The organism is Mesorhizobium sp. WSM4820, assembly GCF_055811075.1.
This window is the reverse complement of the sequence record NZ_JBVVQN010000007.1, coordinates 80436-106991: the sequence shown is the minus strand read 5'-3', so window position 1 is coordinate 106991 and position 26556 is coordinate 80436. Positions and strand designations below refer to the sequence as shown.

The following is a 26556-nucleotide window of genomic DNA, read 5'->3' as shown; positions in this document are numbered from 1 at the left end:
TCCAAGAGGAATGATCGCCTGGGCTTTGGAATAGAGCCTCCGGCAAAATCGGGCTCCCAACCGCGAGAATTGGTGAGCAGCCAAGGACCGGGTTATCGATCTAATCATTCCAAGAAATAGCTTGGGTCAGGCCCGCACCGATTATATCCTGAATACCCGAATAGCTTTGCGAAATATCGCTCATCACATTGAAGTCCGGCTTGTCGATAGTGGCGGAAAGGTATTCCTTGTATTTTGAAGCACCGTTCCAATATTGGCCTTCATCGGCGGCGACCTGAGCCTTCGTCGTGAAATTAGAGAAAAACTTAAAATGAAGAAGAGCGCCATAACTCTCCACGTGGTTACGCCAATAGGGTAGCGGAGCGTGAATTGAATTTAAGATCGTCAATCGATCCCCGTATACGAACGGATATTTCGTTAGGGTGTGCGTACCAAACACCCGACTTCTCGGGCCACCTCGGATTTTGATATTTTGCGGGCTCGTTGTGTAGTCGTATCCCGAAGCATCGAAATGATCGGCTATCTCCCAAGGAGTGCGTTTTGGGTCAAACGGAAAGTCCCTTAAGTCTCCTGCTGGATACATGTCGATCATCGGCGCCAGCAAGTGCTTCATGCCTCTTTTTCGGATCCAACCGGCAAGGTCATGCAGATCGTGGCGATCCATGCCATCATAAACCAGGTATTCATCCGCATCCACGATCACGTACCACCGGTTGAACCCGTATCTGCGGATTATATCCTGTCGCCAGAAAGTTCCGCGCCCTGCTTCTCCATAGGTCTTTCGTGAGATGAATACGTCCACATCTGGTTGGCTCAACAGAAATTCCCGTGTCCCGTCCTCAGAACGGTCATCGACAATGGCAAATCTGGAAACGCCGATCGATCGATAGTGATCAAGGAATGGAATTATCTCAGGGTATTCGTTCCTGACGACTGCCACAAGCAAGATTTCTTTTTGAGAAACTGGCGATAGATTTCCACGCGCTTCTAAATCGTCTTTCCTCAGCGCATTGCGAAATCTATACTGAATTGTGTCGGCAATCGATCTACGGAAAATATGAAACTGGCTTCTTTTCTTCATTTGAGCTCACGAATTTCAAGGGGCTGTCCGCACAAGGTCGCAGCGGCCATGTTCGGATCGCCATGTTTTTTTCGAACGTCGCTCATCACTCGACTTGTTATAGGTGATGGCAAAGGTGCTATGAAGGCGCGATCCAACTCGTCAACATCCAGTGGAGATTACTAGTGCCAGTCCAAGTTGATTTTATTGGCCCAATCTCGTTTGATTGCTTCGCGGAGCGCGCGCGTACGTTCTGCAAGCTGTGGGATTTTTTTCTCGTGGGTTTCAGCAAAGATCATATCGATCTTGTTCATCAATCCGCAGGATAATATCGATTCGAGCATTGGCACTTCCGCGCCCTCTACATCAATCTTCAGTATCCGCACTGGAGATCCAAGCCCTCTAACGAAATCAACTATGCTTAACTGCTCAACCTCAGTGTAGTCGTCTTTCGAGATGTTAGATTTGTCGGCATACAAGGAAGAGGATTGCGACCAAAAGTCTGGGTCAGAACTGAATTTACGTGACCGGTAGAGCTTCGCAGTCCCGGATTGGTCGGCAAGCGCCTGCTGATAGAGATGGACATTTTTGAACGCTCCAACGTTCTTGCGCAGCCGTTCGAAGGTGTAGGGGTCTGGCTCGAAGGCATGAACCGTCGAGCCCGTCTTAGCCAAGGCCGAGGTGATCTCACCCAGATTCGCGCCGGCATCTATGACAATATCGCCTGGCTTCAGCCGCCGGCAGGCCCGTCCGAACAGATACGAAGCATTCCATGAGGGACGCCCGAACCAACGGCTGTAAGCGTGATATTTTAGCAATTTAACGTTCATAGTCACACAAAAAGATCCTGTCGACTCCACTGAACGTCGGCACCAAAATCCTCTATGCGCAAAATCCAGACGAGAGGGAGACGTTCTATGCCAATTTTGGTGCTGCTCTGCAACAGCGTCGCCGCGATTCTTGGCGTGTCTTAGAGCAGTCGCTTTAATGATCGGGGCTTGGGGCCTATTTTCGGTTGGCTTTGAAGCGAGCGTTTGCGACGATAATGGGCTTCCGCACGACGGCTTTGGCGGCGTGCCGGCCGGATTGCGGCCAGCGGGGAAGCGGGCTAAATGTCGGGCATTGCTGTCAGCGGCCAAGTATGACGATCATGGAGCGATGTGACATTGCTAGAGCGAGTTCGACGAAAGTATCTTCGGCTCCGCAAGCGACTAGGGTACATTCAACCTATCCATTTGGCGGCTGCGGACAAACTGAATAACAAGTATGGCGATTTTTCCAGTTCAGGCGTCATTACAATCCGTAAAAACGCAGTATTCACTCGAAACGATATATTCTTCACGATGGGAAGTTGCTTTGCGGAGGAAATTCGTCTTGCGTTAACAAGCAAGCAGGTCGCCTGCGTTCCGTCTTACAGAAATATCAGTTTCGACCCAGCGCAAGCCATTGTAGATGAGCTGCCCGGGCGAGAGCATATGAACTTCTATAACACCTTCACTGTTCGCCTTCAGATTGAGCAAATGCTCGGCTTGTGGGATCAAGCCAATGACGACTGGTGGCAGATCAAAAAACCTGCGCCTTGGGGTCCGATCTGCTTTCAGGACCCCTACCGCCGTCTCATCCTCGCCAAATCTCCGGAAGTTCTCAAAGAGGTGATCGAGAGCATGAACAGGGAGATGCGGGCTGGCTTCGATTCGGCCACGGCATTCATATTTACCTTCGGAATGACTGAGGTCTTCATCAACAGGGCCAGTGGCAAGGTAGCAGCACAGAAACCGCTTTATCGTGGCGGAGGCGGAATGCAGGAAACGACGCTTCACGTCAGCAGCTTTCAGGAGAATTATGCCAACGTGATGGCTACCGTGGACATGGTCCGTCAACACAAACCCGATGCACCGATAGTTCTCACAGTCTCACCGGTTGCATTGGCTCGGACGTTTCAAGACGCGGATGTCGTCACGGCGAACACTGAAGGCAAATCCGTTCTTCGGGCTGTGCTTGGTCAAGTCTGCCGGGAACGGGACAATGTCCATTACCTTCCCTCATTCGAGCTTGTCACCTATGGAGGCCTCACTCGTAGCTACGAAGAGGACTTACGGCACGTAAAGAGATCAGTCGTCGACGACATCGTTGAACAGTTCTTCAACGCGTACTTTGCTCCGTCGTAGGCGTCATCGTACGGACACCCCGTGCCTGCCGCCGTGACATCGTCTCTTCGTGTCGATGGAGAGTAGCCGCAGCCATTCAGCGCTAGACGTTTGTGGACGGAAACTAGACTAGCGCAGCGCGCTCTTGACCGATATAGCGCCGCCGACCTATCCAGCCATGAGAGGCTAATTCATGCCGTTTTGGAACACCCGCAAGAAATTCGCAGGAACGTGGGAGGATCGACTCGACGGGCTGTTTTCGTGCGGGGTAGACTACGCCGGCAAGACGATCCTCGACGTCGGCTGCAATATGGGCATCGTCGCTTATGAAATCGCCAAGCATAGGCCGGCTTACATCCACGGCATCGATATCCTGAAACCGCATATCGGCGTGGCTCGCTCGATCTTTCTGGGATCTGGCGTCGAAAGCCGATTTGATGCCATGAACTTGGGGAGCCGAAAGCTTCCATCCGTTCTCAGGGACAGCTATGATGTCGTTCTGCTCCTCGCTGTTTACCAGCATGTCCGCAGGGATTGGGCCAGGATAAGGCTGATCGCATCTTTGCCGACATCGTCAACCGCGCACAGACCGTAGTGGCGCGGTTCCAAAAGAAAAAGATATTCGTCTTCAGTCTTTAATCGAGGGCGCTGGATTCAGCATATCTCATCGCCACCAGTCGCCGCGCGGTTGCACGGTTCAGGCTTTTCATCGCCACTAGAATGCCGCGCACTAGCTTGCCTTTACGACAATCGCCTGCCCCGTTGGAAGTTCGATGACACCTTCCGGGCGGTTTTCGAAAAATTGATCAAAGGCCTTTCGGGCTCCAGGACAGAGCGCAGAGCCGTAGTCGTCACATATGATCATGCCATTCGCGCAGACCCGATCGTAGAAGAAGGCGAGCGCGTCACGTGTCGGCTCGTAAAGATCGACGTCAATATGGACCAGGGCGAAACGCCGGTCAGATACGTTGGAAAGAGTTTCCGGTATCCATCCGACATGAAAAGTGGTGTTGCTGAAGTCGGAAATATTCTCTCTGGCTACCTTCTCGTCGGTGCTGAGATCGCCGGACTTCCATGGCGTTCGGCCGTTTGGCTTGCGGTCCTCTGCGGTCGGTTCCGAGAGGCCAGCGAACGAGTCAAAAAGGTGGTAGTGCCGTGGCCGAAGATCGCTCATCAGCATGAATATCGTCGACCGGCCTTGCCTTACGCCGCATTCGGCCACATCGCCGTCGATACGCTCGATCGATCGCAAGCAGCTTTGCAGGACGAAAGCCCGGGGATCTGGAATCCCACGGATGTTTTTGACCCGCTGCAGCGCCTTTCGGAAAAACGGCTGGTCTTTCCAGACCATATGACTGGAATAAACATAGAAGCCGTATTTGTCGGCCTTCTTCTGAGAGACCTTATACCAGGCCACGCCTCTGCGTTTTTTCGAAATGACAGCAAGTGCCGCGTCTCTCAATTTCATCCTGTATCCTCCAGCATTCGACATGTCCATAACACGGGCAGAAGAGTAAGCTCTACCGGCATCAGGCGCGGAATGAAATCGAGTTCCGGCTGAGGGACATTAGCTTATCGAGCGCCGCAAGGAAGCGCTTTCCGGTGCTCGTAATAAGCCTATGCCTGGAATGGAACTCCCATGCAGTGCGACTCAAGATCACGGGTCATGTGCCTGGGCCGGTGCGGAAACAGGCGCGCAGCCGGGCTTCCCTGGCCGTTCTCCGGCATGAGCGCCAGCGCCAGGCATTGTCGATCGCTAATTCGGGAGGTTCAGTCGACTGCCCCGACCAGAACATCGGGGTGTTCGATTATCGCGACCCAGCGCCCGGTATGCGTAGACGACTGCCTTTTTATAAATCGATATCCAGTTAGCGACCAAGGCTTCACATCGTCGTTGAGGTTGTCGAGCACATAGTCGCCTTTGTCGGTCTTGACGGTCAGCACCGCGTGCCCCTCGCCGTCCTGCTTCCTGACGACGGTGATCAGAAGGTTCGACAGCGATATGCCCTGCTGCCTGAGCAACTGGCGCTTGAGCAGGACATAATCCTCGCAGTCGCCGAGCGCGTGGTCAGGATAGGACCAGAATTCCATCATGCCGTGAACGTCCAAATCGCTCGCGGGCCTGATCGATCTGTTCACCAGCTTGTTGACGGAGGCGAGCTTGCCTTCCATGCCCGCCGACAGAAGGACTGGAGCGCTCCTGCCTGATCGTATCGCGCACTCCGCGGCCCGCCGTCTGCAGAATTCGATGTAGCCGACAGGGATGGAGGTTGGCTGCCCGGTGGCCATGGCGCCAGGCACGACGTCGGCCGAAGCCTTCTCCATCGGCGTCGCGGACATCATCAAGCCTATCAGTAGGCCGGCACACAGCCATGCCCGCGGTACCACCAATCCCATTCGCCCCGCCCCAGAGGTAACAACCCGAAACAATCTTTAATACCGCGTTACCATCTTTTCATAAGCGCATCAACACAGCCGCCGCACATTTTAAAGCGACGGTCGCGAACCACCTGATGGTGGGCGCCGCGCGGTCGCCCGATCAGCAAATTATGCGTTCACCCGATCAGGGGAATTGTCCCGCTTTTACGTCATCGGCGTTCTTCGGCAGCTCCGCTTACCTGGACCTGATGACGGCGCCCGACAGGTATCTGGCCGCGCAAACGCCGACAGGCGGCCAAAAAAATTGTAGCCAAATTTGTCGAAGTCCAAGAGCTGCGGGACCTCGCATGGATTCTCATACATTCGGATACACTTCGATAGCACTCGGGCAAACCTCTGCGACAGGCCCAGCGTAGTTTCATCCGTGAGCAGGAAGCCTCGTCATGATGGCGAGACAGAGAGCCGACGGGATTTCGCAAAGCAGGAGTCAATTCCGCGCGAGCCGCCGTCGGCGGGTCTGCTCATTATGAAAGGACAGTACGATGAACAAACTTGTAACTGCTATCGCCCTCCTCGGCCTGTCGACAGGAGTCTCGCTCGCTGCCAATCAAAACCCGGACCGCGACCCGACCCGCGGCTTCGCTACTGGCGTCGACAACAGCGGAATGACCTTGGATACCAGTCACACGGCTTCCTTGCCTCAACCGGTGGTCGCTCCGCAAGAAGAACAGCCACAGCCCGGCAAGGTCCTTAGGGGTCGTGCGCCATGGGCGGGCGGCCGTTGATGCGCTGAACTTTTCCTCCCATGCAAAATTGTCCAATCACCCCGCATTCAGCGGGGGTGGTTGGACAAGGGCGCCCGGGAAAATCGCGCCGATAGGGTGAATTCAATGTCTCAGGCGAGCGTGTCGAGGCGCCATGGCGAACAACCATGCGACAAGGCAGGCTCGGGCGACTTCTTCAGCGTCTCGGAAATGACCCTGGCAGCAGGGGAAGATCAAAGCTCAGGTCCCGAATCAACCTGCCGAGCGCCCCTGATCGTCGCTTCAAGGTCGATTTCGACGCCATAAGCGCTAGCGATACGCGCGTAGAACGTCGACGCCGGCTCACGACCGGCGTGCCGGACCTCATAGGATTCTAGCGCGCGCTCAACCACGTCGGCGATCGAGCGGTTCTCGCGCCGAGCCAGCCGGTGCGCAAGATCACGCGCCTTTGCGCTGCGCACGGAAAGCCGCGCTTCGACCATATGGGACTCCCTTTGCCGTTGATAGAGCTTAATGGCTTTGCTAGCGAGACGCCAGTTGATGGCGTTCTGATGGGGGGCCATCCGGGATGCCGTCGTTCAAGCGATCGCCGCAAACCGGCGCCGCGCCGTTTGGTGGCACCCCCCGCAATAGCGCAAGATGTATAGACAACCGGCCGCAACTGGTGTTCGTTTCCAATCCGACCGCATGGTTTTTTTTCGGGAATGCAGGAAACCGCCATGGACGCCGCTCGCCTGTTCGACCTGACGGGAAAAAAGGCGCTGGTGACGGGCGCCAGCCGCGGCATCGGCCAGGCATTGGCGGAGGCGCTGTCGGCGGCCGGCGCCGATGTGGCGGTGACCGCCCGCGACGAAAATTCCCTTCGTGAAACGGCGGACCGAATTAGCGCACATGGGCGAAGGTCGCTTTGCCGGTCTCTCGACGTGCTCGACACCGATCGCATCCGCGTGGTGGTCGACGAGGTCGCGGATGCCTTTGGTCGGCTCGACATTCTGGTCAACAACGCCGGCTACGAACAAGTCCAGCCCTCGCTCGACGTGGACGAGGCGGTATGGGACCGCATCGTATCGACCAATCTGAAGGGCGCCTTCTTCTGCGCGCAGGCTGCGGCGCGGCGGATGGCTGACGACAACAGCGGTGGCGCGATCATCAATCTTTGCTCGCTGACCTCCTATGTCGGCATTCCGACCGCGGTGCCCTACGGCTCGTCCAAGTCCGGGCTTCTGGGCATGACCCGCGCACTCGCCGCGGAATGGGCATCGCTCGGCATCCGCGTCAACGCCATCGCTCCGGGGTATTTCCATACGGCGATGACGGACGCCTTTTACCAGGATCCCGACTGGCAGACGGCGATGCTGGCCAAGATCCCTCAGCGGCGCTTCGGCACGATGCAGGATCTGGCCGGCGCCGTCGTGTTTTTGGCGAGCGGGGCATCCGCCTATGTCACCGGGCATTGCCTCCCGGTCGACGGCGGCTATCTCGCATCCATCTGAGCGACTGAGATGCGGCGCAACGAGGACTGTGTAGACCGAGCTTGTATATGGTTGTATATACCACCTGACACGCTGGACGTTCTTGCATGCGACCGGCGACAAAAGGGGAACCACAATGCAGGAGCGTTTTCGGGCCGCAGCTTCGCACGAAGCGGAAGGCGACAGGGAAATCGCCGTCACGGTCCGCAACGTCGGGATGGACTTCGATGGGGTTCAAGCCGTCAAGAATGCGTCCTTCGATCTGCCGAAGGGCCGGTTTCTCACCATTCTCGGGCCGTCTGGGTCCGGCAAGACAACCCTCCTGCGCATGATCGCCGGGTTCCAGACCCCGAGCAGCGGCGAGATCTTCATCAACGGTGAAGCGGTGAGCGCGGTGCCACCGCACAAGCGGTCGATCGGCATGGTCTTTCAGAGACTTGCCTTGTTTCCTCATATGACGGCGGCCGAGAATGTCGCCTTCCCACTGAAGATGCGTCGGCGCGACGCACGCACCATTCCCGACCGCGTCGAGCGATATCTCGCGCTGGTCCGGCTCGGAGGCTACGGCGGCAGGCGCATTCACGAACTGTCCGGCGGGCAGCAGCAGCGCGTCGCGATTGCGCGCGCGCTGGTGTTTGAGCCCGACCTGCTGCTTCTCGACGAGCCGCTCGCCGCACTCGACCGCAAGCTGCGCGAGGAAATGCAGCTCGAATTCCGCCGCATCCAGCGTGAGCTCGGCGTCACCACGATCAATGTCACCCACGACCAGCGCGAGGCGCTGGTGGTTTCCGACGATATCGTCGTCATGGATCAGGGCGAGATCCAGCAGAAGGCACGGCCGATCCACACCTACCGCCAGCCCCGCAACGCCTTCGTCGCCAATTTCATCGGCGTCACCAACTTCATTGCCGGCACGGTACGGGCCGTATCGGAAGCGGGCGACGTCTCTATCTTTCGGGGCGATCTGATGCTTGCCGGAAAGGTCGGCGATCCGGTCAATCCGCCTGCCGAGGGCGACAAGGCATCGGGAGCGATCCGCGCCGAACAGATCCGTCTCGCCGGCGATGCTGCGCAGCTGTCGAAGCTCGATTGCATGCTGGCCGGAACTGTCACCGACACCATCTTCGAAGGCGAGCGCATGGTCTACGAGGTCGCCTGCGCCGCGATTGGCGACGAGGTCATTCGCGTTTTCGACCATGATCCCGCCGCGCACACGCAGTTCGACATAGGCGAAAGCGTGTTCCTGGGGTGGAACGCCAGGGACATGCTTGTTTTTCGATAGAACCGGAAACCGGTCAAACCCAGAGGAGAATGCAGATGAAGCGCTTTAAGCCGAAGATATCCCATCTTTCCCGCAGAACCTTCCTTCAGGCCACCGCCGCGCTTGGCGGCGCCTCGGCGCTCGGCCTGCGCGGCGCCTATGCGCAGGAGCCGGAAAAGCCGGCGGAGATCATCGTGCGCGCCTGGGGCGGCAGCTGGGTGGATAGTTTGAAGGCTGGCGTGTCCGACAGCTTCACCAAAATGACGGGGATTGCTGTCCGTCACGACCTGACCGAAGACAACGAGATTCAGCCCAAGGTCTGGGCGGCCGTAGCGCAGAAACGCGTCCCGCCGATCCATATCAACTGGGACACCACCACCAATGCCACGAAATCGGCACTGCGCGGCGTGACGGAAGACCTCTCCGACCTGCCGAACCTCGCCAATGTGACGGACCTTGCCAAGCCGGCCGGCCTGGAAGGCTTCCCGATCGTCAATACCTACGGTTATGTCTATGTGCTTGCCTATCGGCCTGCGGCATTCCCGGATGGACCGCCCAAGTCCTGGAAAGATCTGCTCGACCCGAAGTTCAAGGGTCGGCTTGCCTTCTACAATGACGGCATCGGCTTCCATTTCCCCGCCCAGGTCGCCGGTGGTGGCAAGCTGGAGGACATTCCCGGCAACATGCAGCCGGCGTGGGATTTCATCACCAAGATGAAGGCACAGCAGCCGCTGCTGGGCGAGGATCCCGACTTCACCACCTGGTTCCAGAACGGCGAGATCGACGCCGCCTGCACCATCTCGACCAACGCCCGGGAGGCGCGCAAGAACGGCGTCAAAATCGAATGGGTGGTGCCGGAAGAGGGTGCAAAATTCGACACTGACGGTCTGTGGATCCCCAAGGGCCTGCCGGAAAACGAACTCTACTGGGCCAAGCAGTACATCAATCACGCCTTGACCAAGGAAGCCCAGCAGATCTGGCTGGACGGGCTTGGCTTGCCGGGCGTGGTGCCGGGCCTCACGCCGCCGAAGGATCTGGTGGGCGATCCGTCCTATCCGACCACCGAAGCGGATTTCCAGCGCCTCATCCGCATCTCGTCGAAGATCCAGGTCGAGAATGAGAGCGAGTGGTTTTCCAAGTTCAAGGCGATCATGCAGGGCTGACGCCGGTCGGCCGGTGCTGCGCTAACTCTTTGTTTTTACGCAATTCCGGACGGAAAACCGCTATACACTTTTCCTGGAATTGCTCTAGCGCGGCACCGGCTCCTTGACGACGTCGGATACGGATTTTCATGCGGGCAGCCAGGACAGCCTATCCCCTGACATGGCGCATCATGGATGCGTTGGAAGGCGTTGCCGCCGCTATCTGGCCGGCGCGGTTCAGGCGCGCTACGCCCTATCTGATGCTGCTTCCGGCGGTGCTGCTTGTCGGGCTGCTCGTGCTTGGTCTCATCCAGATCGCGGATGCCAGCCTGCGCACGCTAGACACCACCACCTTCCAGTTCTCCGACGACTATTCCATCGCCAATTTCCGCCGCGCGCTGACCGAGCCACTGTTCCTGGTCGTCGCGCAGCGCAGCCTCGTTGCCGCCCTGATCGTCACCGCGGTGACGCTCGTCTTCGCCTTTCCCTACGCCTATCTGATGGTGCGCACGCGTTCGCCGGGATTGCGCAAATTCCTGCTGATCGCGCTGTTCCTGCCGTTCTTCATCGGCCAGGTGGTGCGTGCCTATGGCTGGCTGATCATCCTCGGCAACCAGGGCATGGTGAACGAGGCGCTCGGCCTTGTCGGGGTGGCCCCGATGCGGCTCATCTATAACTACCCCGCCGTGCTGTTCGGCCTCGTGCAATACATGCTGCCGTTTGCCGTACTGATGCTGGCGCCGGCACTCACCGCCATTCCCGAAGAGTTGGAAGCAGCCGCTGGATCGCTCGGCGCGAACTGGGTTCGCACGTTCATCCACGTCGTGCTGCCACTCGCTCGTCCAGGCTTCGTCGGCGCCGGCGTGGTGGTGCTGACGCTTTCGCTCACCGATTTCGCAGTCCCTGCGATCCTTGGCGGCGGCTCGCAGGACTTTATCGCCAACGCCATCTACGACCAGTTCTTCCGCACCTCCGACCAGGGTCTCGGCGCGATGCTGGCGCTTATGCTGGTCGCTCTCGGGTCAATCCTTGTCGGCTTGGTGTTCGCGCTGTTTGGAGCCGGAACGCTCGCCATGGGGAGGTCGCGGGCGTGATCGGCTCGCGCAGCAAATCGATTGTCCTGTGGACCCTGGTGACGATCGCCCTGGTGACGCTTTCGGCGCCGACGATCGTTGTGCTCGGCGCTTCCTTTACCGGCGGCAACATCATTACGTTTCCGCCGGATGGACTGTCGCTGCGGTGGTACGCGCGTATTTCGCAGGCCTCCGACCTGCGCAACGCTTTCCTGCGCACGCTCCAGGTCGCGACGGTCTGCACGATCGTTGCCATTCCAGTGGGCACGCTGGCCGGTATCGCGCTGGCGAAATATGCGGTGCGTTTTGAGAAGACGATCCAGATCTATCTGCTGCTGCCATTCACCATCCCGCTGATCGGATCGGGCATCGGCCTCATGCTGATCTTCGGCAACGCCGGCATTCTCGGCCAGCTCTGGCCAGTCGGCATCGCCTGCTGCGTCATCAACCTGCCCTTCATGATCTGGGCGGTGACGGCGAGCGCCACCGGGCTTGACCCGGACCTTGAACTGGCCGCCGCCAATTGCGGCGCGCCGCCGCTCCAGGTGTTCTTCTCCGTCACCTTGCCGGCGGTCATGCCGGGGGTGATCACCGGCTCGCTGCTGATGTTCATCCTTGCGCTCAACGAATTCCTGGTCAGCCTGCTGCTCGTCGATGCCCGCATCGTGACGCTGCCGGTGCTGATCTACAACTCCATCCGCTCGATCATCACGCCGGATCTCGCCGCGATCTCCGTGGTCTTCATCGCCTGCTCGGCCGTCGCCGTTTTCCTGCTCGACAGGCTGGTCGGGCTCGACATCTTCCTGAAATCGAAATGAGGAAAGCCGGCTCGTCGGGCCGCAAAGGAAATCCTATGCCAAACGTATCATTCCACGATCTGAGCCAACTCGACGCCGCCGCTCGTTCGGCATTGATGCGGCGCTCAGAGACCGATCTCTCTGGCTTTATGGAGAAGGCCGCACCGATCATCGAGGCGGTCCGAACAGAAGGCGACGCCGCGCTCGTTCGCTTCGCCCGCGACTTTGACAAGGCAGATCTCGATGCCAGGCGACTGAAGGTCAGCCCCACCGAGTTCGACGCCGCCTTCGGCATGGTCGACGAGGACGTGATCGCCGCCATTCGCTTCGGCATCGACAACATCCGGCATTTCCACGAAGAGCAGAAACCGGAAGCGATGTGGCTCAAGGAAATGCGGCCCGGCGCCTTTGCCGGCGACCGCTTCACGCCGATCCGCTCGGTGGCGCTCTATGTCCCGCGCGGCAAAGGGGCGTTCCCTTCGGTGACAATGATGACCGCAGTGCCCGCAGTGGTGGCGGGCGTCCCGGAGCTTGCCATCGTCACGCCGCCGGCGCCCGATGGTTCGGTGGACGCAGCGACGCTGGTTGCGGCGCGCCTCGCCGGCGTCGAAACGGTCTACAAATGCGGCGGCGCGCAGGCGGTGGCCGCAGTCGCCTACGGCACAGAGACGGTCACGGCCGCGCTCAAGATCGTCGGTCCGGGCAGCCCCTGGGTGGTTGCGGCCAAGCGGCTGCTCGCCGGCGTCATCGACCCTGGCCTTCCCGCCGGCCCGTCCGAAGCGATCATCCTCGCCGACGACAGCGTGCATGGCGGGCTGGCCGCGCTCGACCTCCTCATCGAGGCGGAGCACGGACCGGACTCGTCTGCCTATCTGGTGACCCACAGCCGCCGCGTGGCGGAGGAGGCACTGGCGGCGCTGCCGGAGCACTGGGCGCGCATGAGCGAGCAACGGGTCGCGTTCTCCACCGCGGTCCTGACCGGCGCCTGTGGCGGCATTGTGCTGACGGCCTCGATCGAGGAGAGCTACCGCTTCATCAACGACTACGCACCGGAGCACCTGGAGATCCTCTCCACCGACCCCTTCGCGCACCTTGGCCACATCACCGAAGCTGCCGAGATCCTGATGGGACCGCACACGCCGGTCTCGATCGGCAATTTCGGGCTAGGCCCCAACGCCGTGCTGCCGACCAGTCGCTGGGCGCGTACTTGTGGACCGCTCTCGGTCACGGATTTCGTCAAACGCTCTTCGATCGGCTACGTGACGGCCGCGGCCTATCCGGAATTCGCGCGCCATGCCCGCACACTTGCCCGCTATGAAGGCTTCTCCTCGCATGAACACGCCGTCTCCGACGTGCGCGACCGATATTTGGCGCGGTAGCGGACGATGAAGGCGGCCAGACTCCATGCGGCGGGTGATTTGCGGGTTGAGGACGTGCCATCTCCCGGCGAACCAGCGCCTGGCTGGGTGCGGCTCAAGGTGACGGCCGCCGGCATTTGCGGCTCCGACCTCCACAACTTCCGGACCGGTCAGTGGATCAGCCGCGCGCCGAGCGTCGCCGGACATGAGTTCGCTGGCGAAGTGACTGCCGTGGGGGCCGGCGTGTCCCAGTTTGCGCTCGGAGACCCGGTTGTGGCCGATTCGCGCTTCTGGTGCGGCGAATGCCCTGCTTGCCGCGGCGGCCGGCATAATGTCTGTGCCACACTGGGCTTTGTAGGCGAGGTCTGCGACGGCGGCTTCGCGGAAGAGACGCAGCTGCCGGCGCGGCTGCTTGTGCGCCACGACCCCATGCTCGATCCCGCAATCGCCGCCATGGCGGAGCCGCTGGCGGTCGCCCTGCACGCAGTGCGGCGGCTGTCGGCGCCGGCCGGGGCGCCGGTGCTTATTGCCGGTTGCGGCCCGATCGGCGGGCTGGCGGCGCTGCTCCTGTCGCGGCGCAGCGAGAGACCGGTGCTCGTCGCCGACCGCAATGCAGCGCGTGCGGAGCTTGTGGCCGAGGTGAGCGGCGCGACCGTCGTCGACCTGGACGCCCTGCCCTGTGATCCCAATCTGCGCCATGCCCCCAATCCGCGCCATGCCATCGACGCGACGGGCAGCGTGGCGGTGATGGCGCGGCTGCTCGATGTCTTGGCCGGCGGCGGCACGCTGGCGCTGGTCGGCATTTCGCATGGCCGCCTCGACCTCGACCCCAACTTGCTGGTCGAGCGCGAGATCGCGCTTGTCGGCTGCCACGCCTTCGCCGACGAGCTTGCGCCGGCCGTCTCGATGCTTGGCGATCTCGCGCCCGCGCTGTCGCGCTTCGTGTCCGACGAGATCGCGATCGGCGAAATTCCCGCCGCTTACCAGCGCCTGATCGCCGGCGTGAGCGGCGGGTTGAAGACCATCGTCCGGATGGAGAGCGGACGATGATCAGGCTTACCGAAACCGCCGGGCCGCTCTACGAAAAGGTCAAGGACTACGTGCTTGGCAATATCGGCAGCGGCAACTGGCCGAAGGACCGCAGGCTGCCTTCCGAAAACGAGCTGGTCAGCACGCTCGGCGTCTCGAGGATGACGGTGCACCGGGCGCTGAGGGAACTGACCTCGGAAGGCCACCTGCTGCGTATCCAGGGCGTAGGCACCTTTGTGGCGCCGCCGAAACCGCAATCGGCCCTCATCGAAATCAGGAACATCGCCGGCGAGATCGCCGCGCGCGGCGCACGCCACAGGGCCGAGGTCATCGTCCTCGAGAAGATCCGCAATCCGGCGCTGGACCTCGTCGTCGCCTTCGAGTTCACGCGCCGCAGACCGGTCGCCCATTCGATCATCGTGCATTTCGAAGACGATGTGCCCGTCCAGCTCGAGGAACGCTTTGTCAATCCGGCGCTCGCACCCGACTACCATCGGCAAGATTTCGTGGCGACCACCACTTACGACTACCTGCAGCGGGCGACGCCGCTGACGGAAGTGGAGCATGTGATCTCGGCCGTCGCCGCAGAAGAGATGGCGGCCCGCCATTTGATGATCCGACCCGGCGACCCCTGCCTGCTCCTGCATCGGCGGACCTGGTCGGGCGCGGCGGTCGCCACCGTCAACAAGCTCACCTATGTCGGCAGCCGCTATTCGCTGGGCAGCCGCTACGCGCCCTCACCCGCCGCATGAGCAGCGACGGCCCGCCAGGCAGGGCGGGCGGCGGCGCTATCGGCCAAACGGCTGCCTTGATAGGCAATCAGCTCCGCCTGCGCCGCCGCCGATCAGATCATTTCGGGTCAAGCCTGGCCGCCGGTCAAATTGCACCGGAGCGGCCAGACTGATTGGCCGACCGTTCAAACCAAACCGGGGACCACGAAAACCAGCCAGGCGATGACAGGGCCGATGATGGCGATAAGCGCGCTGTAGATCAGCAACGTCTTCAGCACGCCCTCGCGCTCTGCTTCCCGGGCATTGGCGACGACCAGCGCACCGTTGGTCGAAAACGGGCTGGTGTCGACGATGGTGGTGGAGATCGCGATCGCCGCAACCACACCTATGGCACTGATCTGTCCCTGCAGGAGGAAGGGCACGGCCAGTGGAATGATGGCTCCCAGCAATGCCGTGGACGAGGCGAATGCCGATACAATGGCGCCGGTGAAGCAGAGGAGGAGTGCAACCAGCAGCGGCATGCCCAGGCTTGAAATGCCTTGGGCGACGTAGTCGATCGTGCCGATCTTCTCCATGACGCCGACATAGGTGATGATGCCGGCGATCAGGAGCACCGTCGACCAGCTGACCTTGTCGATCGCTGCCTTTTGGGTCTTCGGCGAGAGGAGCGCGAGCGCGACCGCGACGGTGATCGCCACCAGGCCGACATTGAACTTGAAGACAAGTGCGCCGACCGCGAGCGCGGTTAGGCCGACTAATGTCGTCAGCCTTTCCGTAGTCAGGCCGGAAAGCGCCGACACATTTTTTGTCTGCTCCTCAAAGACGTGATGGCTGATCGGAGTAGCCGGCGTGCCGCCGTGGCCGACGATTGACTGCGTCACGCCTTCGGGGTGGAGGTCAGGCAGCGGTCCCGACGCGACCGAATACTTACGCAGCACCTTCGAGCCGCCGAAGACGAAGAATACGAGGACGGCGATGGCCAGGTTGAAGAAGAAGCTGGAGAGAAACAGTGATGTCGGCGCGAACGGCAACCCCGCCTTTTCGACGATCTGGTTGGTGATGCCGCCATAGACGCTGATCGGCGAAAAGCCGCCCGCCTGTGCACCGTGAATAACCATCAATCCCATCATGACCGGATTGATGCGGTACTGGAACGCAAAACCCAGCGCCACCGGGGCCAGGATGGCGACCGCCGCAGGTCCGAGCGCACCGAAGCCGGTGATGACGGCCGCGACCAGGAACATGACCCAGGGAATCCAGGCCACATGCCCGCGCACCAGTTTGACCGCGCCCTCGACCAGCCAATCGATAGTACCGTTGATCTGGGCGATGGCGAACAGGTAAGTAATGCCGACCAATGTCAGGAAGAGATCGCTCGGGAAGCCAGCAAATATTTCCGCCGGCTTCATAGCCATGACGAGCGAGCCGACCAGAAAGGCGCATGCGAAGGCGAGCGCGCCCATGTTGATCGGCTGCATGGTGGCGATCACGAACATGCCGATCAGCAGCGCAATCGACAGAATCTGAATGTTCATAGCTTCCTCCCTCGGGAAACGCCTTCAGGCGCCCGTTCTCATTTCCATCGGTGGTAGATCAGCCTGCGTTGGTCTCGCTCCCAAGCACCAACGCAGGGTCGTCAGCGCCTCCTAGAGCCGGATGATTTCAGGAGTTGACCTGAAATCTGAATCTGGTTCTAAATCAAAGAGATAGAGCATGATGTCGTCCGAAAACCGCTTCACACTTTTCGGCATCATGCTCTAGGAGGCGGGCATGTAAAGGTTGCTGAACCGGTCGCGCAGAAGGTTCTTCTGCACCTTTCCCATGGTATTGCGCGGAAGGTCCTCGGCGAAGATCACCCGTTTCGGCTGCTTGTAGCGCGCAAGGCGGTCGCGCAGCGCGTTCAGCACCGCCTTTTCGTCCATTGTGGCACCGGGCTTGAGCACCACGATGGCCGTCACCCCCTCGCCGAAATCCGGATGTGCAATGCCGATGACCGCACTCTCGGCGACACCGTCGAGTTGATCGATCTCACCCTCGACCTCCTTCGGGTAGATGTTGTAGCCGCCGGAGATCACCAGGTCCTTGTCGCGGCCGACGATGTGGAGATAGCCTGCCTCATCGATCTTGCCGAGATCGCCGCTGATGAAATGGCCGTCCTTGGTGAACTCCGCCGCGGTCTTTTCAGGCATCCGCCAATAACCCCGGAAAACGTTCGGGCCCTTGATCTCGATCATGCCGGTTTTGCCTGGTCCGAGCGTCTCGCCGGTGGCCGGATCGGTGACCCTCACCGACACGCCCGGGAGTGGGAAACCTACTGTCCCTGCCCTTCGCTCGCCGTCATAGGGGTTTGAGGTGTTCATGTTGGTTTCGGTCATGCCGTAGCGTTCGAGGATGGCGTGACCGGTGCGCTGCTTGAATGCGGCGTGCGTTTCAGCGAGCAACGGCGCCGAGCCGGAGATGAACAGCCTGATGTTGGCGACCGTCTCCCGGTTCAGGCCCTCATGCTGCAGCAACCGGACATAGAAGGTCGGCACGCCCATCATCAGCGTCGCCCGCGGCATCAGAGAAAGGATTTCCTCCGGATCGAACTTTGGCAGCAGAAACATCGAGGCGCCGGCGATGAGCGTGACATTGGTCGCCACGAAGAGCCCATGCGTGTGAAAAATCGGCAGCGCGTGGATCAGCCGGTCGGCTGCCGTCACCTGCCAGCATTCGCGCAGTGCTATTGCATTGGACAAAAGGTTGTCGTGCGTCAGCATTGCGCCCTTGGAACGGCCGGTGGTTCCAGATGTGTACAGGATCGCGGCGAGATCGTCAGGCGCGCGCGCCGCGTCGAGAAAATCGTCAGACTCGTCCCGGGCCAACTCCATGAGCGACCCGGCGCCGTCCGCATCGAGCGTTTCGACAATCGCGCCGTAGCCGTGCGCGATCCTCTCGACATCAGTTCGCGACTTCGAGGAGACGATGACGAGCCGCGGTTCCGCGTCACCGATAAAATAGTCGAGTTCAGTCAGCGTATAGGCGGTATTCAGCGGCAGATAGATCGCCCCGCAGCGCACGCATGCGAGATAGAGCATCAGAGCCTGCGGGCTCTTGTCCACCTGGACCGCGACGCGGTCGCCCGGGCGAACGCCGAGCACATCAATTGCGCTGGCGATCTGTCCGGAGAGCCGCAGCGCATCTGCATAGGTCCAACGCTGACCATCAATAGTCTCGATGAAAATCGACTCGCCTGACTTGGCGGATGCTCGCATGGCGTCGAACAGATGATTGCTCATTGAACTCCTCCCAATCTGCTTGTTAGGTTTTCTGCATTTCTGTGCGGCGTCGACGAATCGGGGCCGCGATATCGGTGTCGGTCGAAGCGGTTGCCGCCAGTTTTCTCACCTCCGGCGAAGCGGCTATTTCGCCATGCTGCGCCAAGGCTTCGTGGTTCGCCTCGATGTCGTCCAACTTGTAAAAGTAGTTGACCATCAAGCCGTGGGACTGCCGCATCGCCTTGGCGGAGCGATCGGCGAGGAAGTTCAGCCGTTCAAGGCGAGCGCCGTTGCCCAAATGAAAACGCGCCACAGGATCGACCGGCCGTCTGCCGGTGGCCCGTTCCCTAATGAAATAGCGTGCGGCGAGCGGGAGAAGCACCGCTTCAACGGCCTGTGCCTTCTGCGGATTGTCCGCCCAGCCCGGATCGTCCAGCAGCTCGAGCGTCTTGAGGGTCCGATCATCGAGGCTGGCATCGGCCGCCTTGCGCAGTCTTGCCAGCCAGCCAGCGAAACCCGGAACCGGCGACAGCGTCACGAAGGTCTTCAAGCCGGGCAGGTCGCGGCGCAAATCCTCCACCACCTGCTTGATCAGAAAATTCCCGAAAGAGATGCCACGCAGTCCGTCCTGGCAGTTGGAGATAGAATAGAAGACAGCGGTGGTGGCGTCCTGGGCCGTGATCGGCGAACGGTTTACATCGAGCACATCAGCGATGGCGGAGGGAATCGCCCTGGTCAGCGCAACCTCGACGAAGATCAGCGGATCATCTGCGAGACGCGGGTGGAAGAACGCAAAGCATCTGCGGTCGGCTGGAGCTAGCCTCCGCCGCAGTTCCTCCCAGCCGGCGATTTCATGCACCGCCTCGTATCTGATGATCTTCTCCAGGATGTCGGCCGGCGTCGACCAGTCGATCGGACGCAGGGTCAGAAAACCGCGGTTGAACCATGAGCCGAACAGGTGGGCGAAGTCGGCATCGACGGCGCGAAACGGTTCCGTCGCATCCTTCATGGCTAATAGGCGCTCGCGCATCTCCACCAGCCTTGCCGTGCCTTTGGGGGCCAGGTTCAGTCTGCGCACCAGTTCCTGGCGACGCGGCTCGGCGGCCTGGTGCAGTTCGATGACGGCGTCCGAGCTCCTGTCGCTGCGGTAGCGCTCGATGGCTTTGTCAAGCTTGGCGATGTCTGGGCCGAACTGTTCGTGCAGCATGCGCACGAAGTCTTGCTGACCGGCCGCGTCCAGTTGGGCCCAGCGCCGAAGGACCTCTGCGGCCAATGCCATGCCCGAGGCCTCGCCCCGGCTCGACAACAGCATGTCGCAGAGTGTTTCGATATTCGTCTCGGCTTGGACCGGTTCGCTGCGCGCGCCTGCCGCAACCAGCCTGCGGCCGCGATCGGTAATGCTTTGCACCATATCGCTAAAGAACGAGATGCCTGCCATGTCGGAGTCCCTCCTGGCAAAAAAATCGAAATCGGCGCAAGCAGACCCGCCGCGCGGCCTCGACGCGTGCCGGTGCCCGGATGCGTCCACCCATTTGTGTCCGACTTGCCTTTCGTGGTATTGTTCTTAAACGTTCTTGTGCGCAAAGTCAACGTTCTTGCATACAAGATTTATTGTGCTGCATTGGAAGGCCCAGAAAATGTCGGAGAATGTCGTTCAGCGCCTACGTGACGAGATTGAAAACGGCATAATCTCGAACGACTTCGCCCCCGGTGCACGACTGGACGAGGTGCAATTGGCAACACGCTTCGGCGTCTCGAGGACGCCGGTGCGCGAGGCGCTGATGCAGTTGAACGCAATCGGGCTGGTGGAGATCCGGCCGCGCCGGGGTGCCGTGGTGATCGATCCGGGACCGCACCGCATTTTCGAAATGTTCGAGGTGATGGCGGAACTTGAAGGCTTGGCCGGTTCGCTGGCCGCGCGACGGTTCACCGATGCCGATCGCACCACGATCCTGGCCGCGCATGCAGATTGCGAGCGTTCGTCTTCGGCCGGCGACAGCGACGCCTATTATTACGATAACGAGCGCTTTCACAAAGCTATCTACGCTGCCAGCCACAGCGGTTTTCTGGCCGAGCAGTGCGTCGCCCTGCACCGCCGCCTGCAGCCCTACAGGCGCCTCCAACTGCGCGTTCGCAACCGCGTTGCCACGTCGTTCACCGAGCATGGCGCGATCGTGGAAGCAATCCTCGCCGGCGACGCGGAGCAGGCGCGCACGCTCCTGCGCCAGCATGTCAGCATCCAGGGCGAGCGTTTCAGCGATCTTGTAGCGACGCTGGCGAGCAGATAGTCCGTCGCAAGTCGAGCCTCTCGCCTTTCACCGCCGCCTCAATGAGGCCAAGCCGCATGCCGAGGCCGGCATGGCAGCGGCGTGCATCTGAGCAAGCGGGCGTTCCGATTATCTGAAATCCCGTGTAGCAGCCGCCTGCTACCAGCAAAGCAAATTTTGGCGCTATCTTGATATGAATGGCGAACTTCGCCGAGGCGGTGTAGGGTTCACTGCAAAAGAAGAATTGAGCCGTAGAAACGGCGACGCGGAGCGGATCTGGGAGGATTCATGGTCGAGATTATCTCCAAGCGGGATGGCCCGCGGCGCGAGGACGCACAAGTCAAAAGACTGATCGAGCAGAACCGCTCGACCATCGTCCGTCTTGCCGATCAGATCAGCGGTGGCGGCTATTCAGCTTCCAGGAAGCCACGACAGCAACCAAAGGCGGAAGGCCTGATCATCCATGTCGGTGGCGGCGCGGCACCGGTTGCCGAGGCCAAGCCGTCCATCCAAGTCACCATGAACGGCCGCGTCATTTCGAAGGATCGGAACACCGGCCGCCAACTTCATCACATCGGCGATATCCGCGACCGCGGCGGCGACCAGGTCTTCGTGCTGGCAACAAAGCAGAATGGCTTCTTCTCGCCGGTCGACGAAATCGTTGCCGAGGCGCTTGCCGACATGGACGGATCCCGCCTCGCCACCACCTACACCGAAGAGCAGCTTGCCGCCGACATCGGCGCGAAACTCGGCATCGACTGAGCGACAGGCATGGGCGTGCTTCCTACGAACGCGACAGCATACAGAAATGGCATACCTCAAAGGTTCTGTGATGACTGAATGAAACGCGAGATAGCCCCCAATCAGATGAAGATCGATGCGCTTCCGGCGCGTAGGTCGCTGGCCACCGGCCAAATGGCTCTGAGCGACATCGACTATGACGAGCGTGCCACCATGCGCGCCTGGGAAAGTTTTCTGGCTGACGAGCCCAAATGCGCCGGCGATCCAGTCCACCCAAGCCACGTCCGCTCCCTCATTCACGATTCCTGGTACCGCAGTGTCACCGGCGGCATCAACGCTCAAGGCATTGAAGCACCGCTGAGCAGTGATCGCGACGCAATCGAATATCTTACCCGGGCCAATGCAGAACTGCTTTCGGCGGCGCGGCGGTCGTTCGCCTCGCTTGGCCAGTTACTGGACGGGACCGGCGCGATGCTGGTTCTGGCCGACAGCGACGGCGTGCTGATCGACGCCATCGGCGACAAGAAGACGCTGCATGACGGCATGGATATCCACCTTGCCATCGGTGGCAAATGGAACGAGGATGCCGTCGGGACGAACGGCATCGGTACGGCGCTGTGGACCGGCGAGCCGACTTTCGTGCATGCGGCCGAGCATTTCTGTGCCGGCATCAAATCCTGGACCTGCGCCGGCGCGCCGATTCGCGACCCGCTGGACGGCAAGATCATCGGTGTGGTCGACCTGTCAGGCTATTCGCCGATCTTCAGGCCGCACAACACCGCGCTCGTCGCCGCGACAGCCCGGCAGATCGAAAAGGCATTGGCCGAACAGCAGCAGGAACAGCGCACGCGCCTGCTCGAAGCTTTCATTTCATCGGCTCCCGGCTACCGCCGAAAGGACGGGCTGGTAATCGTCGACCACCGCGGTCGTGCCATCTTCTGCAACAATGTGCCTGATGGCGAGGCCACTGAGATGATGGACGGCCCGATGGAGCCAGGCCGTGGCCGCTGGCTGATGAACCTTCCGTCCTCCGGCTCCGAAGCCGACCTTGCCAGGGCGCTGCCGGCCCATCTGCGATCCTGCCATATCACCCCGCTCAAGCTCGATGGCGACCTCCGCGGCGCGGCGCTGGTATTCCCTTCCGTGCCGGCAGTCTCCAGTGCGGCGGTGGTCCAGCGGGAAGTGAACAAGCATCTTCAGGATGCTGTCGCCATGATCGTCGGCGAAAGCGAAGCGCTGCATGCCGCCATCGACGTCGCCTGCCGCGTCGCCCGGTCGAGCAGCGTAACATCGCTGTTGGTCGAGGGTGAAACAGGGGTCGGGAAAGAGCTGTTTGCGCGGCTTGTCCATGCCGGCAGCCGGCGCACGGCGAACGACCCATTCATCGCCATGAATTGCGGGGCGATCACCAGGGACCTGTTCGGCAGCGAGTTGTTCGGCCATGTCGCCGGCGCCTTTACCGGCGCCTCGCGTGAAGGCAAACCGGGGGTTTTCGAGCTCGCCCATGGCGGCGTCCTCAGTCTCGACGAGATCGGCGAATTGCCGCTCGAGATCCAGCCGTTCCTACTGCGTGTCCTGGAAGAGCGCGTGGTCAACCGCATTGGCGACAGCCGGGGCCGCCCGGTGGATGTGCGCCTGGTCGCCTCGACCAATCGCGATCTCAAGCAGGAGATTGCCGCAGGCCGATTCCGCCGCGATCTCTACTATCGAATTGGCGCGGTTTCGATCACTGTTCCACCGCTGCGCGAGCGCGGCGAGGATGTGCTGCTGCTGGTCGAACATTTCAACCGGCAGATCGCCACCGCAGCGGGCGAGGACCCGCTGGAATTTTCGCGAGAAGCGCTCGATGCCCTGCTCGCCTATCAATGGCCGGGCAATGTACGCGAACTGAAGAACCTCATCGGGCGGTTGCATGTCCTGGCGCGGGGCCGAGATATCGGGCTCCACGATCTCCCCGGTGAAATCGCGGCGCCCAGCGCCACGTCCGATGATGGCAAGACCCTGTCGGCCGAGTCGCCTGGAGGCACACTCGTCGAGGCGGAACGCCAGGCGATGAAGAACGCATTGGCAGCCGAGGGCGGCAATCTCAGTCGGGTCGCGCGGCGGCTCGGCATTTCCCGGCCGACGCTCTATCGCAAACTCGACCAATACGGCATCCGCCGCGGTTTCCTCTAGGATCAGAACCCGTCACCGGCACAAAAGCGCCGCGCGGCATTCGCGCCACTGGCTGGGGAAAGTCATGCCAATGGTCAGCGAAATCACCACAGCCGCGCCGATCTTGCCGCCCGGACCCTTTCTCTCCCTCTTGATGTGACCGGACACCGCACCCGACCGCGCGAATCCGGCCCATATATTTCAGGGCACGATGACGCCGCGACCGGTGAACCGACGGTTCTTGAAATCGTCGAGCGCGGTGTTGATGCTGGCAAGGTTGTATTCGGTGTAGTGCATCTTCACCTTGCCGTCGGCGTTGAGCTCCATCAATTCGACAAGCTCGGTGAAATTGCCGACCAGGCTGCCGCCGATGTTGATCTCCTCGATGACGAGATGGGCGGTCGGCACATTGATATTGCCGCCATAGCCGACGACGAACAGTTGCCCGCCCTTGCGCACCATCTTCCAGCAGATGTTTTCGACGCCGAGCTCGCCGACGAAATCGATGACCACATGGGCGCCCCCGCCGGTGATCTGGCTGACCTCCTCGATGACGTTCGGTCCGCCATCGAGGACGAAGTCGGCGCCAAGATCCTTGGCCAGCACCTGTGCTGCCGGCTCGCGATCGACGGCGATGATGCGGCAGCCCGAGATCGCGTGCAGCGATTGCAGCGCGATGTGGCCGAGCCCGCCTATGCCGAGCAGCACACAATAGCTCCCTGGTCGCAGCAGCTTGGCGGCGCGCTTGGCGGCGCGATAAGCGGTGATGCCGGCGTCGGCAAGCGGCGCCACCTCGATCGGTGTGACGTTGGCGTTCAGCTTGATCAACGAACGCTCGCTGGTGATGAAATACTCCGCGAAACCGCCGTTCATGCCGAGGCCCGGAAATTGGCCGTTATCGCAGTACATATCCTCGCCGTGGCGGCAGTTGAGGCAGATGCCGCACGAGCGGAAGGGGTGGCAGATCACGGCGTCACCGCGCTTGACCGACCTGACGCCGCTGCCGACCTCCTCGACCCAGCCTGCATTTTCATGGCCCATGATGTAAGGCAGCAGCGTCCCCTCTGGATCCATGGTCGGCTTCCACACACCCTCGATGATGTGGAGGTCGGTGCGGCAGAGGCCGGCAGCACCTACCCGCACTATGACCTCGTCGGGAGCGGTAATGGTCGGCGCCTTGACCTCCTCGACCCTGAGCTGGACATTCATACGCGGGTCGTATTCGTACAGTCTGGCAGCTTTCATCGTCGTATCCTTTCAACGTCGAGATTGTTCGGATTGCTTCAGGCGCGGCCGAGTTTTTCAGAGCCGCCACCGCGAGCCGGTCCGGCCGTCGGGTCCTCGTCCTCGGCGAGATGGCCGATCAGCGTTTCGGTGGTCAGGATCAGCGTCGCCACCGAAGCTGCGTTGGCGAGTGCTGTGTAGGTGACGCGGACCGGATCAATGATCCCTGCCTCGAACATGTTCTGGTAGCTGCCGAGAGACGCGTTGTAGCCGTAGCCGCCGTTGATGCGCGTGACTTCCGCCACGACCGCCTCGGGATCGGCGCCGGCATTGACGGCTATGCGCCAGAGCGGCCGCGACAGCACCGATCGCACCAGGCGCACGCCTTCGGCGACATCGCCATCGACGTCTGCCGCCACCCTGTCGAGCAGCGGCGCGATCTGGGCAAGCGCCGAGCCACCTCCGGCGACCACGCCCTCTTCGGATGCGGCGCGCACCGCATTCAGCGAATCCTCGATGAGCTGAATGGTTCGCTTCTGCTCGACCGGCGTGACACCGCCGGCATAGAGAATCGCGGTGCCGCCGGAAAGCTTGGCCAGGCGTTCGCGCAACTTGTCCTGATCGATATTCGGCGGCGAAGCTTCAAACTGCCGCTGCACCTGAGCGCGACGCGACGCGATTGCCGCGTGGTCGCCGCCGCCGCGGATGATCGAGGTGTAGGACGAACTGGTCTTCACCCGGTCAGCCGTTCCGAGATCGTCGGCGCTGATGTCCTCCAGCCGACCGCCGAGGTCGCGCGCGATCACCTTGCCGCCGGTGATGATCGCCAGATCCTCCATCATCGCCTTGCGCCAATGGCCATATTCCGGCGGATGGACAACGAGGTATTTTCCAGGTCCTTGCTTACCGAGCAGCGTCACCACAACTTCCGGCGACATTTCCTCGGACACGATCAGCAGCGGCCGACCATCCTCGGCGGCAATGCGGCGAGCCGCATCAAGCGCCTCGGGCTGCTTGATCTTGAGATCGGTCATCAGGATGTACGGCCGTTCGAGAACAGCCTCCATCTTCTCCTGGTCAGTCACCATGTGATGAGAGAGATAGCCGCGGTCGAAGGACATGCCCTCGACCACATCGAGCGTGGTCTCGGTGGTGACGCTGAAGTCCGTGGTGATGACGCCTTCGGCCCCCACCCGCTGGTGGGCTTCCGCCACCAGTGCGCCAAGCTTGGCATTGGTCGCCGCAATGTTGGCGACCGAGGCGAGAATGCCGTTGCCCTTAGCCGGTTTGGCCGAAGCCTTGAGCGCCGCCACCACCGCTGTCACGGCAAGGTCGATGCCCTTGCACAGATCGACGGATTTCGCGCCGCGTTCATTCGCCTCCACACCGCCCTGGATGAGAGCGTTGGCGAGCACGATGGCAGTCGTGGTACCGTCGCCGGCGACCTCGTTGGTTTGCATCGACACTTCGCGAACGACCTGCGCGCCCATGTTTTCGAAACGGTCGTGCAATTCGATCTCGGAGGCGATGCTGACGCCGTCACGGGTCACCATCGGCGTGCCGATCGGCCGATCGATCATGGCGTTCATGCCTTTGGGGCCGAGCGTAGGCTCGACGGCAGCGGCCAGTCGAAAGACGCCACGGGCGAGAGCGCGGCGGGCGTCGGAGTTGTGAAGCATTATTTTGGGCATGATTCCTCC

24 protein-coding genes are annotated in these 26556 nt (G+C 61.0%); 14 read left to right on the top strand and 10 right to left on the bottom strand.

Annotation, left to right across the window (positions count from 1 at the left end; translation table 11 throughout):
- Nucleotides 1–100: 100 nt before the first annotated feature.
- Entirely contained in the window at nt 101–1081 is a 981-nt protein-coding gene (locus AC0L2R_RS13615) for a glycosyltransferase family 2 protein (protein WP_473509499.1), read from the bottom strand.
- Nucleotides 1082–1242: 161 nt separating this feature from the next.
- Nucleotides 1243–1890 (bottom strand): FkbM family methyltransferase, encoded by a 648-nt coding sequence (locus AC0L2R_RS13610; protein WP_473475395.1) that lies wholly within the window; start codon nt 1888–1890, stop codon nt 1243–1245.
- Between the two features lie 405 nt (nt 1891–2295).
- Between AC0L2R_RS13610 and AC0L2R_RS13605 the strand changes: the two genes are divergently transcribed.
- Nucleotides 2296–3228 carry a GSCFA domain-containing protein gene (locus AC0L2R_RS13605; protein ID WP_473509497.1) on the top strand — a complete coding sequence of 311 codons (933 nt, stop codon included), beginning with the start codon at nt 2296–2298 and terminating at the stop codon, nt 3226–3228.
- Nucleotides 3229–3400: 172 nt separating this feature from the next.
- Nucleotides 3401–3802, top strand: coding sequence for a class I SAM-dependent methyltransferase (locus AC0L2R_RS13600; RefSeq protein WP_473509495.1), 402 nt, complete (start codon nt 3401–3403; stop codon nt 3800–3802).
- Between the two features lie 135 nt (nt 3803–3937).
- Here the strand turns inward: AC0L2R_RS13600 and AC0L2R_RS13595 are convergent, their stop codons facing one another.
- Both AC0L2R_RS13595 and AC0L2R_RS13590 read right to left on the bottom strand, forming a co-directional pair.
- Nucleotides 3938–4675 (bottom strand): TylF/MycF/NovP-related O-methyltransferase, encoded by a 738-nt coding sequence (locus AC0L2R_RS13595; RefSeq protein ID WP_023799626.1) that lies wholly within the window; start codon nt 4673–4675, stop codon nt 3938–3940.
- 302 nt (nt 4676–4977) lie between these two features.
- Nucleotides 4978–5604: a transglutaminase-like cysteine peptidase gene (locus AC0L2R_RS13590; RefSeq protein ID WP_473509493.1), complete on the bottom strand. Its 627-nt coding sequence runs from the start codon at nt 5602–5604 to the stop codon at nt 4978–4980.
- 524 nt (nt 5605–6128) lie between these two features.
- Here AC0L2R_RS13590 and AC0L2R_RS13585 point away from each other — a divergent pair.
- Nucleotides 6129–6371, top strand: coding sequence for a hypothetical protein (locus AC0L2R_RS13585; protein ID WP_473509491.1), 243 nt, complete (start codon nt 6129–6131; stop codon nt 6369–6371).
- A 212-nt stretch (nt 6372–6583) separates the two neighbouring features.
- On the opposite strand, the gene AC0L2R_RS13580 is transcribed toward AC0L2R_RS13585, so the two are convergent.
- Nucleotides 6584–6832 (bottom strand): plasmid stabilization protein, encoded by a 249-nt coding sequence (locus tag AC0L2R_RS13580; protein WP_473509489.1) that lies wholly within the window; start codon nt 6830–6832, stop codon nt 6584–6586.
- Between the two features lie 237 nt (nt 6833–7069).
- Here AC0L2R_RS13580 and AC0L2R_RS13575 point away from each other — a divergent pair, with 237 nt between their 5' ends.
- From AC0L2R_RS13575 to hutC, 8 genes are all read left to right on the top strand, one after another.
- Entirely contained in the window at nt 7070–7843 is a 774-nt protein-coding gene (locus AC0L2R_RS13575) for an SDR family NAD(P)-dependent oxidoreductase (RefSeq protein WP_473509487.1), read from the top strand.
- A 115-nt stretch (nt 7844–7958) separates the two neighbouring features.
- Nucleotides 7959–9104 (top strand): ABC transporter ATP-binding protein, encoded by a 1146-nt coding sequence (locus AC0L2R_RS13570; protein ID WP_473509486.1) that lies wholly within the window; start codon nt 7959–7961, stop codon nt 9102–9104.
- Nucleotides 9105–9139: 35 nt separating this feature from the next.
- Nucleotides 9140–10246, top strand: coding sequence for an ABC transporter substrate-binding protein (locus AC0L2R_RS13565; RefSeq protein WP_473509484.1), 1107 nt, complete (start codon nt 9140–9142; stop codon nt 10244–10246).
- A gap of 128 nt (nt 10247–10374) precedes the next feature.
- Entirely contained in the window at nt 10375–11319 is a 945-nt protein-coding gene (locus tag AC0L2R_RS13560; protein WP_027156433.1) for an ABC transporter permease, read from the top strand.
- Nucleotides 11316–12116, top strand: a complete 801-nt coding sequence (locus AC0L2R_RS13555) for an ABC transporter permease (RefSeq protein WP_473509483.1) — start codon at nt 11316–11318, stop codon at nt 12114–12116. The genes AC0L2R_RS13560 and AC0L2R_RS13555 overlap by 4 nt, the downstream gene beginning before the upstream one ends.
- Nucleotides 12117–12151: 35 nt before the next feature.
- Nucleotides 12152–13474 (top strand): histidinol dehydrogenase, encoded by a 1323-nt coding sequence (gene hisD / locus AC0L2R_RS13550; protein WP_473509481.1) that lies wholly within the window; start codon nt 12152–12154, stop codon nt 13472–13474.
- 6 nt (nt 13475–13480) lie between these two features.
- Nucleotides 13481–14503 (top strand): zinc-dependent alcohol dehydrogenase, encoded by a 1023-nt coding sequence (locus AC0L2R_RS13545; protein ID WP_473509479.1) that lies wholly within the window; start codon nt 13481–13483, stop codon nt 14501–14503.
- A complete protein-coding gene (hutC, locus tag AC0L2R_RS13540) occupies nt 14500–15234 on the top strand; it encodes a histidine utilization repressor (protein WP_287307349.1) in 735 nt (244 codons plus the stop codon). The genes AC0L2R_RS13545 and hutC overlap by 4 nt, the downstream gene beginning before the upstream one ends.
- A gap of 164 nt (nt 15235–15398) precedes the next feature.
- Here hutC and AC0L2R_RS13535 read toward each other — a convergent pair whose 3' ends face one another.
- The 3 genes from AC0L2R_RS13535 to AC0L2R_RS13525 form a co-directional block, all read right to left on the bottom strand.
- On the bottom strand, nt 15399–16748 hold the full coding sequence (locus AC0L2R_RS13535) for an SLC13 family permease (RefSeq protein ID WP_128172146.1): 1350 nt from the start codon (nt 16746–16748) through the stop codon (nt 15399–15401).
- Between the two features lie 222 nt (nt 16749–16970).
- The gene (locus tag AC0L2R_RS13530) at nt 16971–18491 is read right to left on the bottom strand and encodes a malonate--CoA ligase (protein WP_473509477.1); all 1521 of its coding nucleotides are present in this window, start codon (nt 18489–18491) and stop codon (nt 16971–16973) included.
- Nucleotides 18492–18513: 22 nt separating this feature from the next.
- The gene (locus AC0L2R_RS13525; protein WP_473509475.1) at nt 18514–19908 is read right to left on the bottom strand and encodes a malonyl-CoA decarboxylase; all 1395 of its coding nucleotides are present in this window, start codon (nt 19906–19908) and stop codon (nt 18514–18516) included.
- Nucleotides 19909–20107: 199 nt separating this feature from the next.
- Here AC0L2R_RS13525 and AC0L2R_RS13520 point away from each other — a divergent pair, with 199 nt between their 5' ends.
- From AC0L2R_RS13520 to AC0L2R_RS13510, 3 genes are all read left to right on the top strand, one after another.
- Entirely contained in the window at nt 20108–20758 is a 651-nt protein-coding gene (locus AC0L2R_RS13520) for a GntR family transcriptional regulator (protein ID WP_473509474.1), read from the top strand.
- A 267-nt stretch (nt 20759–21025) separates the two neighbouring features.
- Nucleotides 21026–21499 (top strand): hypothetical protein, encoded by a 474-nt coding sequence (locus AC0L2R_RS13515; protein WP_473509473.1) that lies wholly within the window; start codon nt 21026–21028, stop codon nt 21497–21499.
- A 78-nt stretch (nt 21500–21577) separates the two neighbouring features.
- Nucleotides 21578–23653, top strand: coding sequence for a sigma-54-dependent Fis family transcriptional regulator (locus tag AC0L2R_RS13510; RefSeq protein ID WP_473509471.1), 2076 nt, complete (start codon nt 21578–21580; stop codon nt 23651–23653).
- Nucleotides 23654–23833: 180 nt separating this feature from the next.
- On the opposite strand, the gene AC0L2R_RS13505 is transcribed toward AC0L2R_RS13510, so the two are convergent.
- Together AC0L2R_RS13505 and groEL are read right to left on the bottom strand one after the other, a co-directional pair.
- Nucleotides 23834–24877, bottom strand: coding sequence for an NAD(P)-dependent alcohol dehydrogenase (locus tag AC0L2R_RS13505; RefSeq protein ID WP_473509469.1), 1044 nt, complete (start codon nt 24875–24877; stop codon nt 23834–23836).
- Nucleotides 24878–24915: 38 nt separating this feature from the next.
- Entirely contained in the window at nt 24916–26547 is a 1632-nt protein-coding gene (groEL, locus tag AC0L2R_RS13500; protein WP_473509467.1) for a chaperonin GroEL, read from the bottom strand.
- Between the last annotated feature and the right edge of the window lie 9 nt (nt 26548–26556).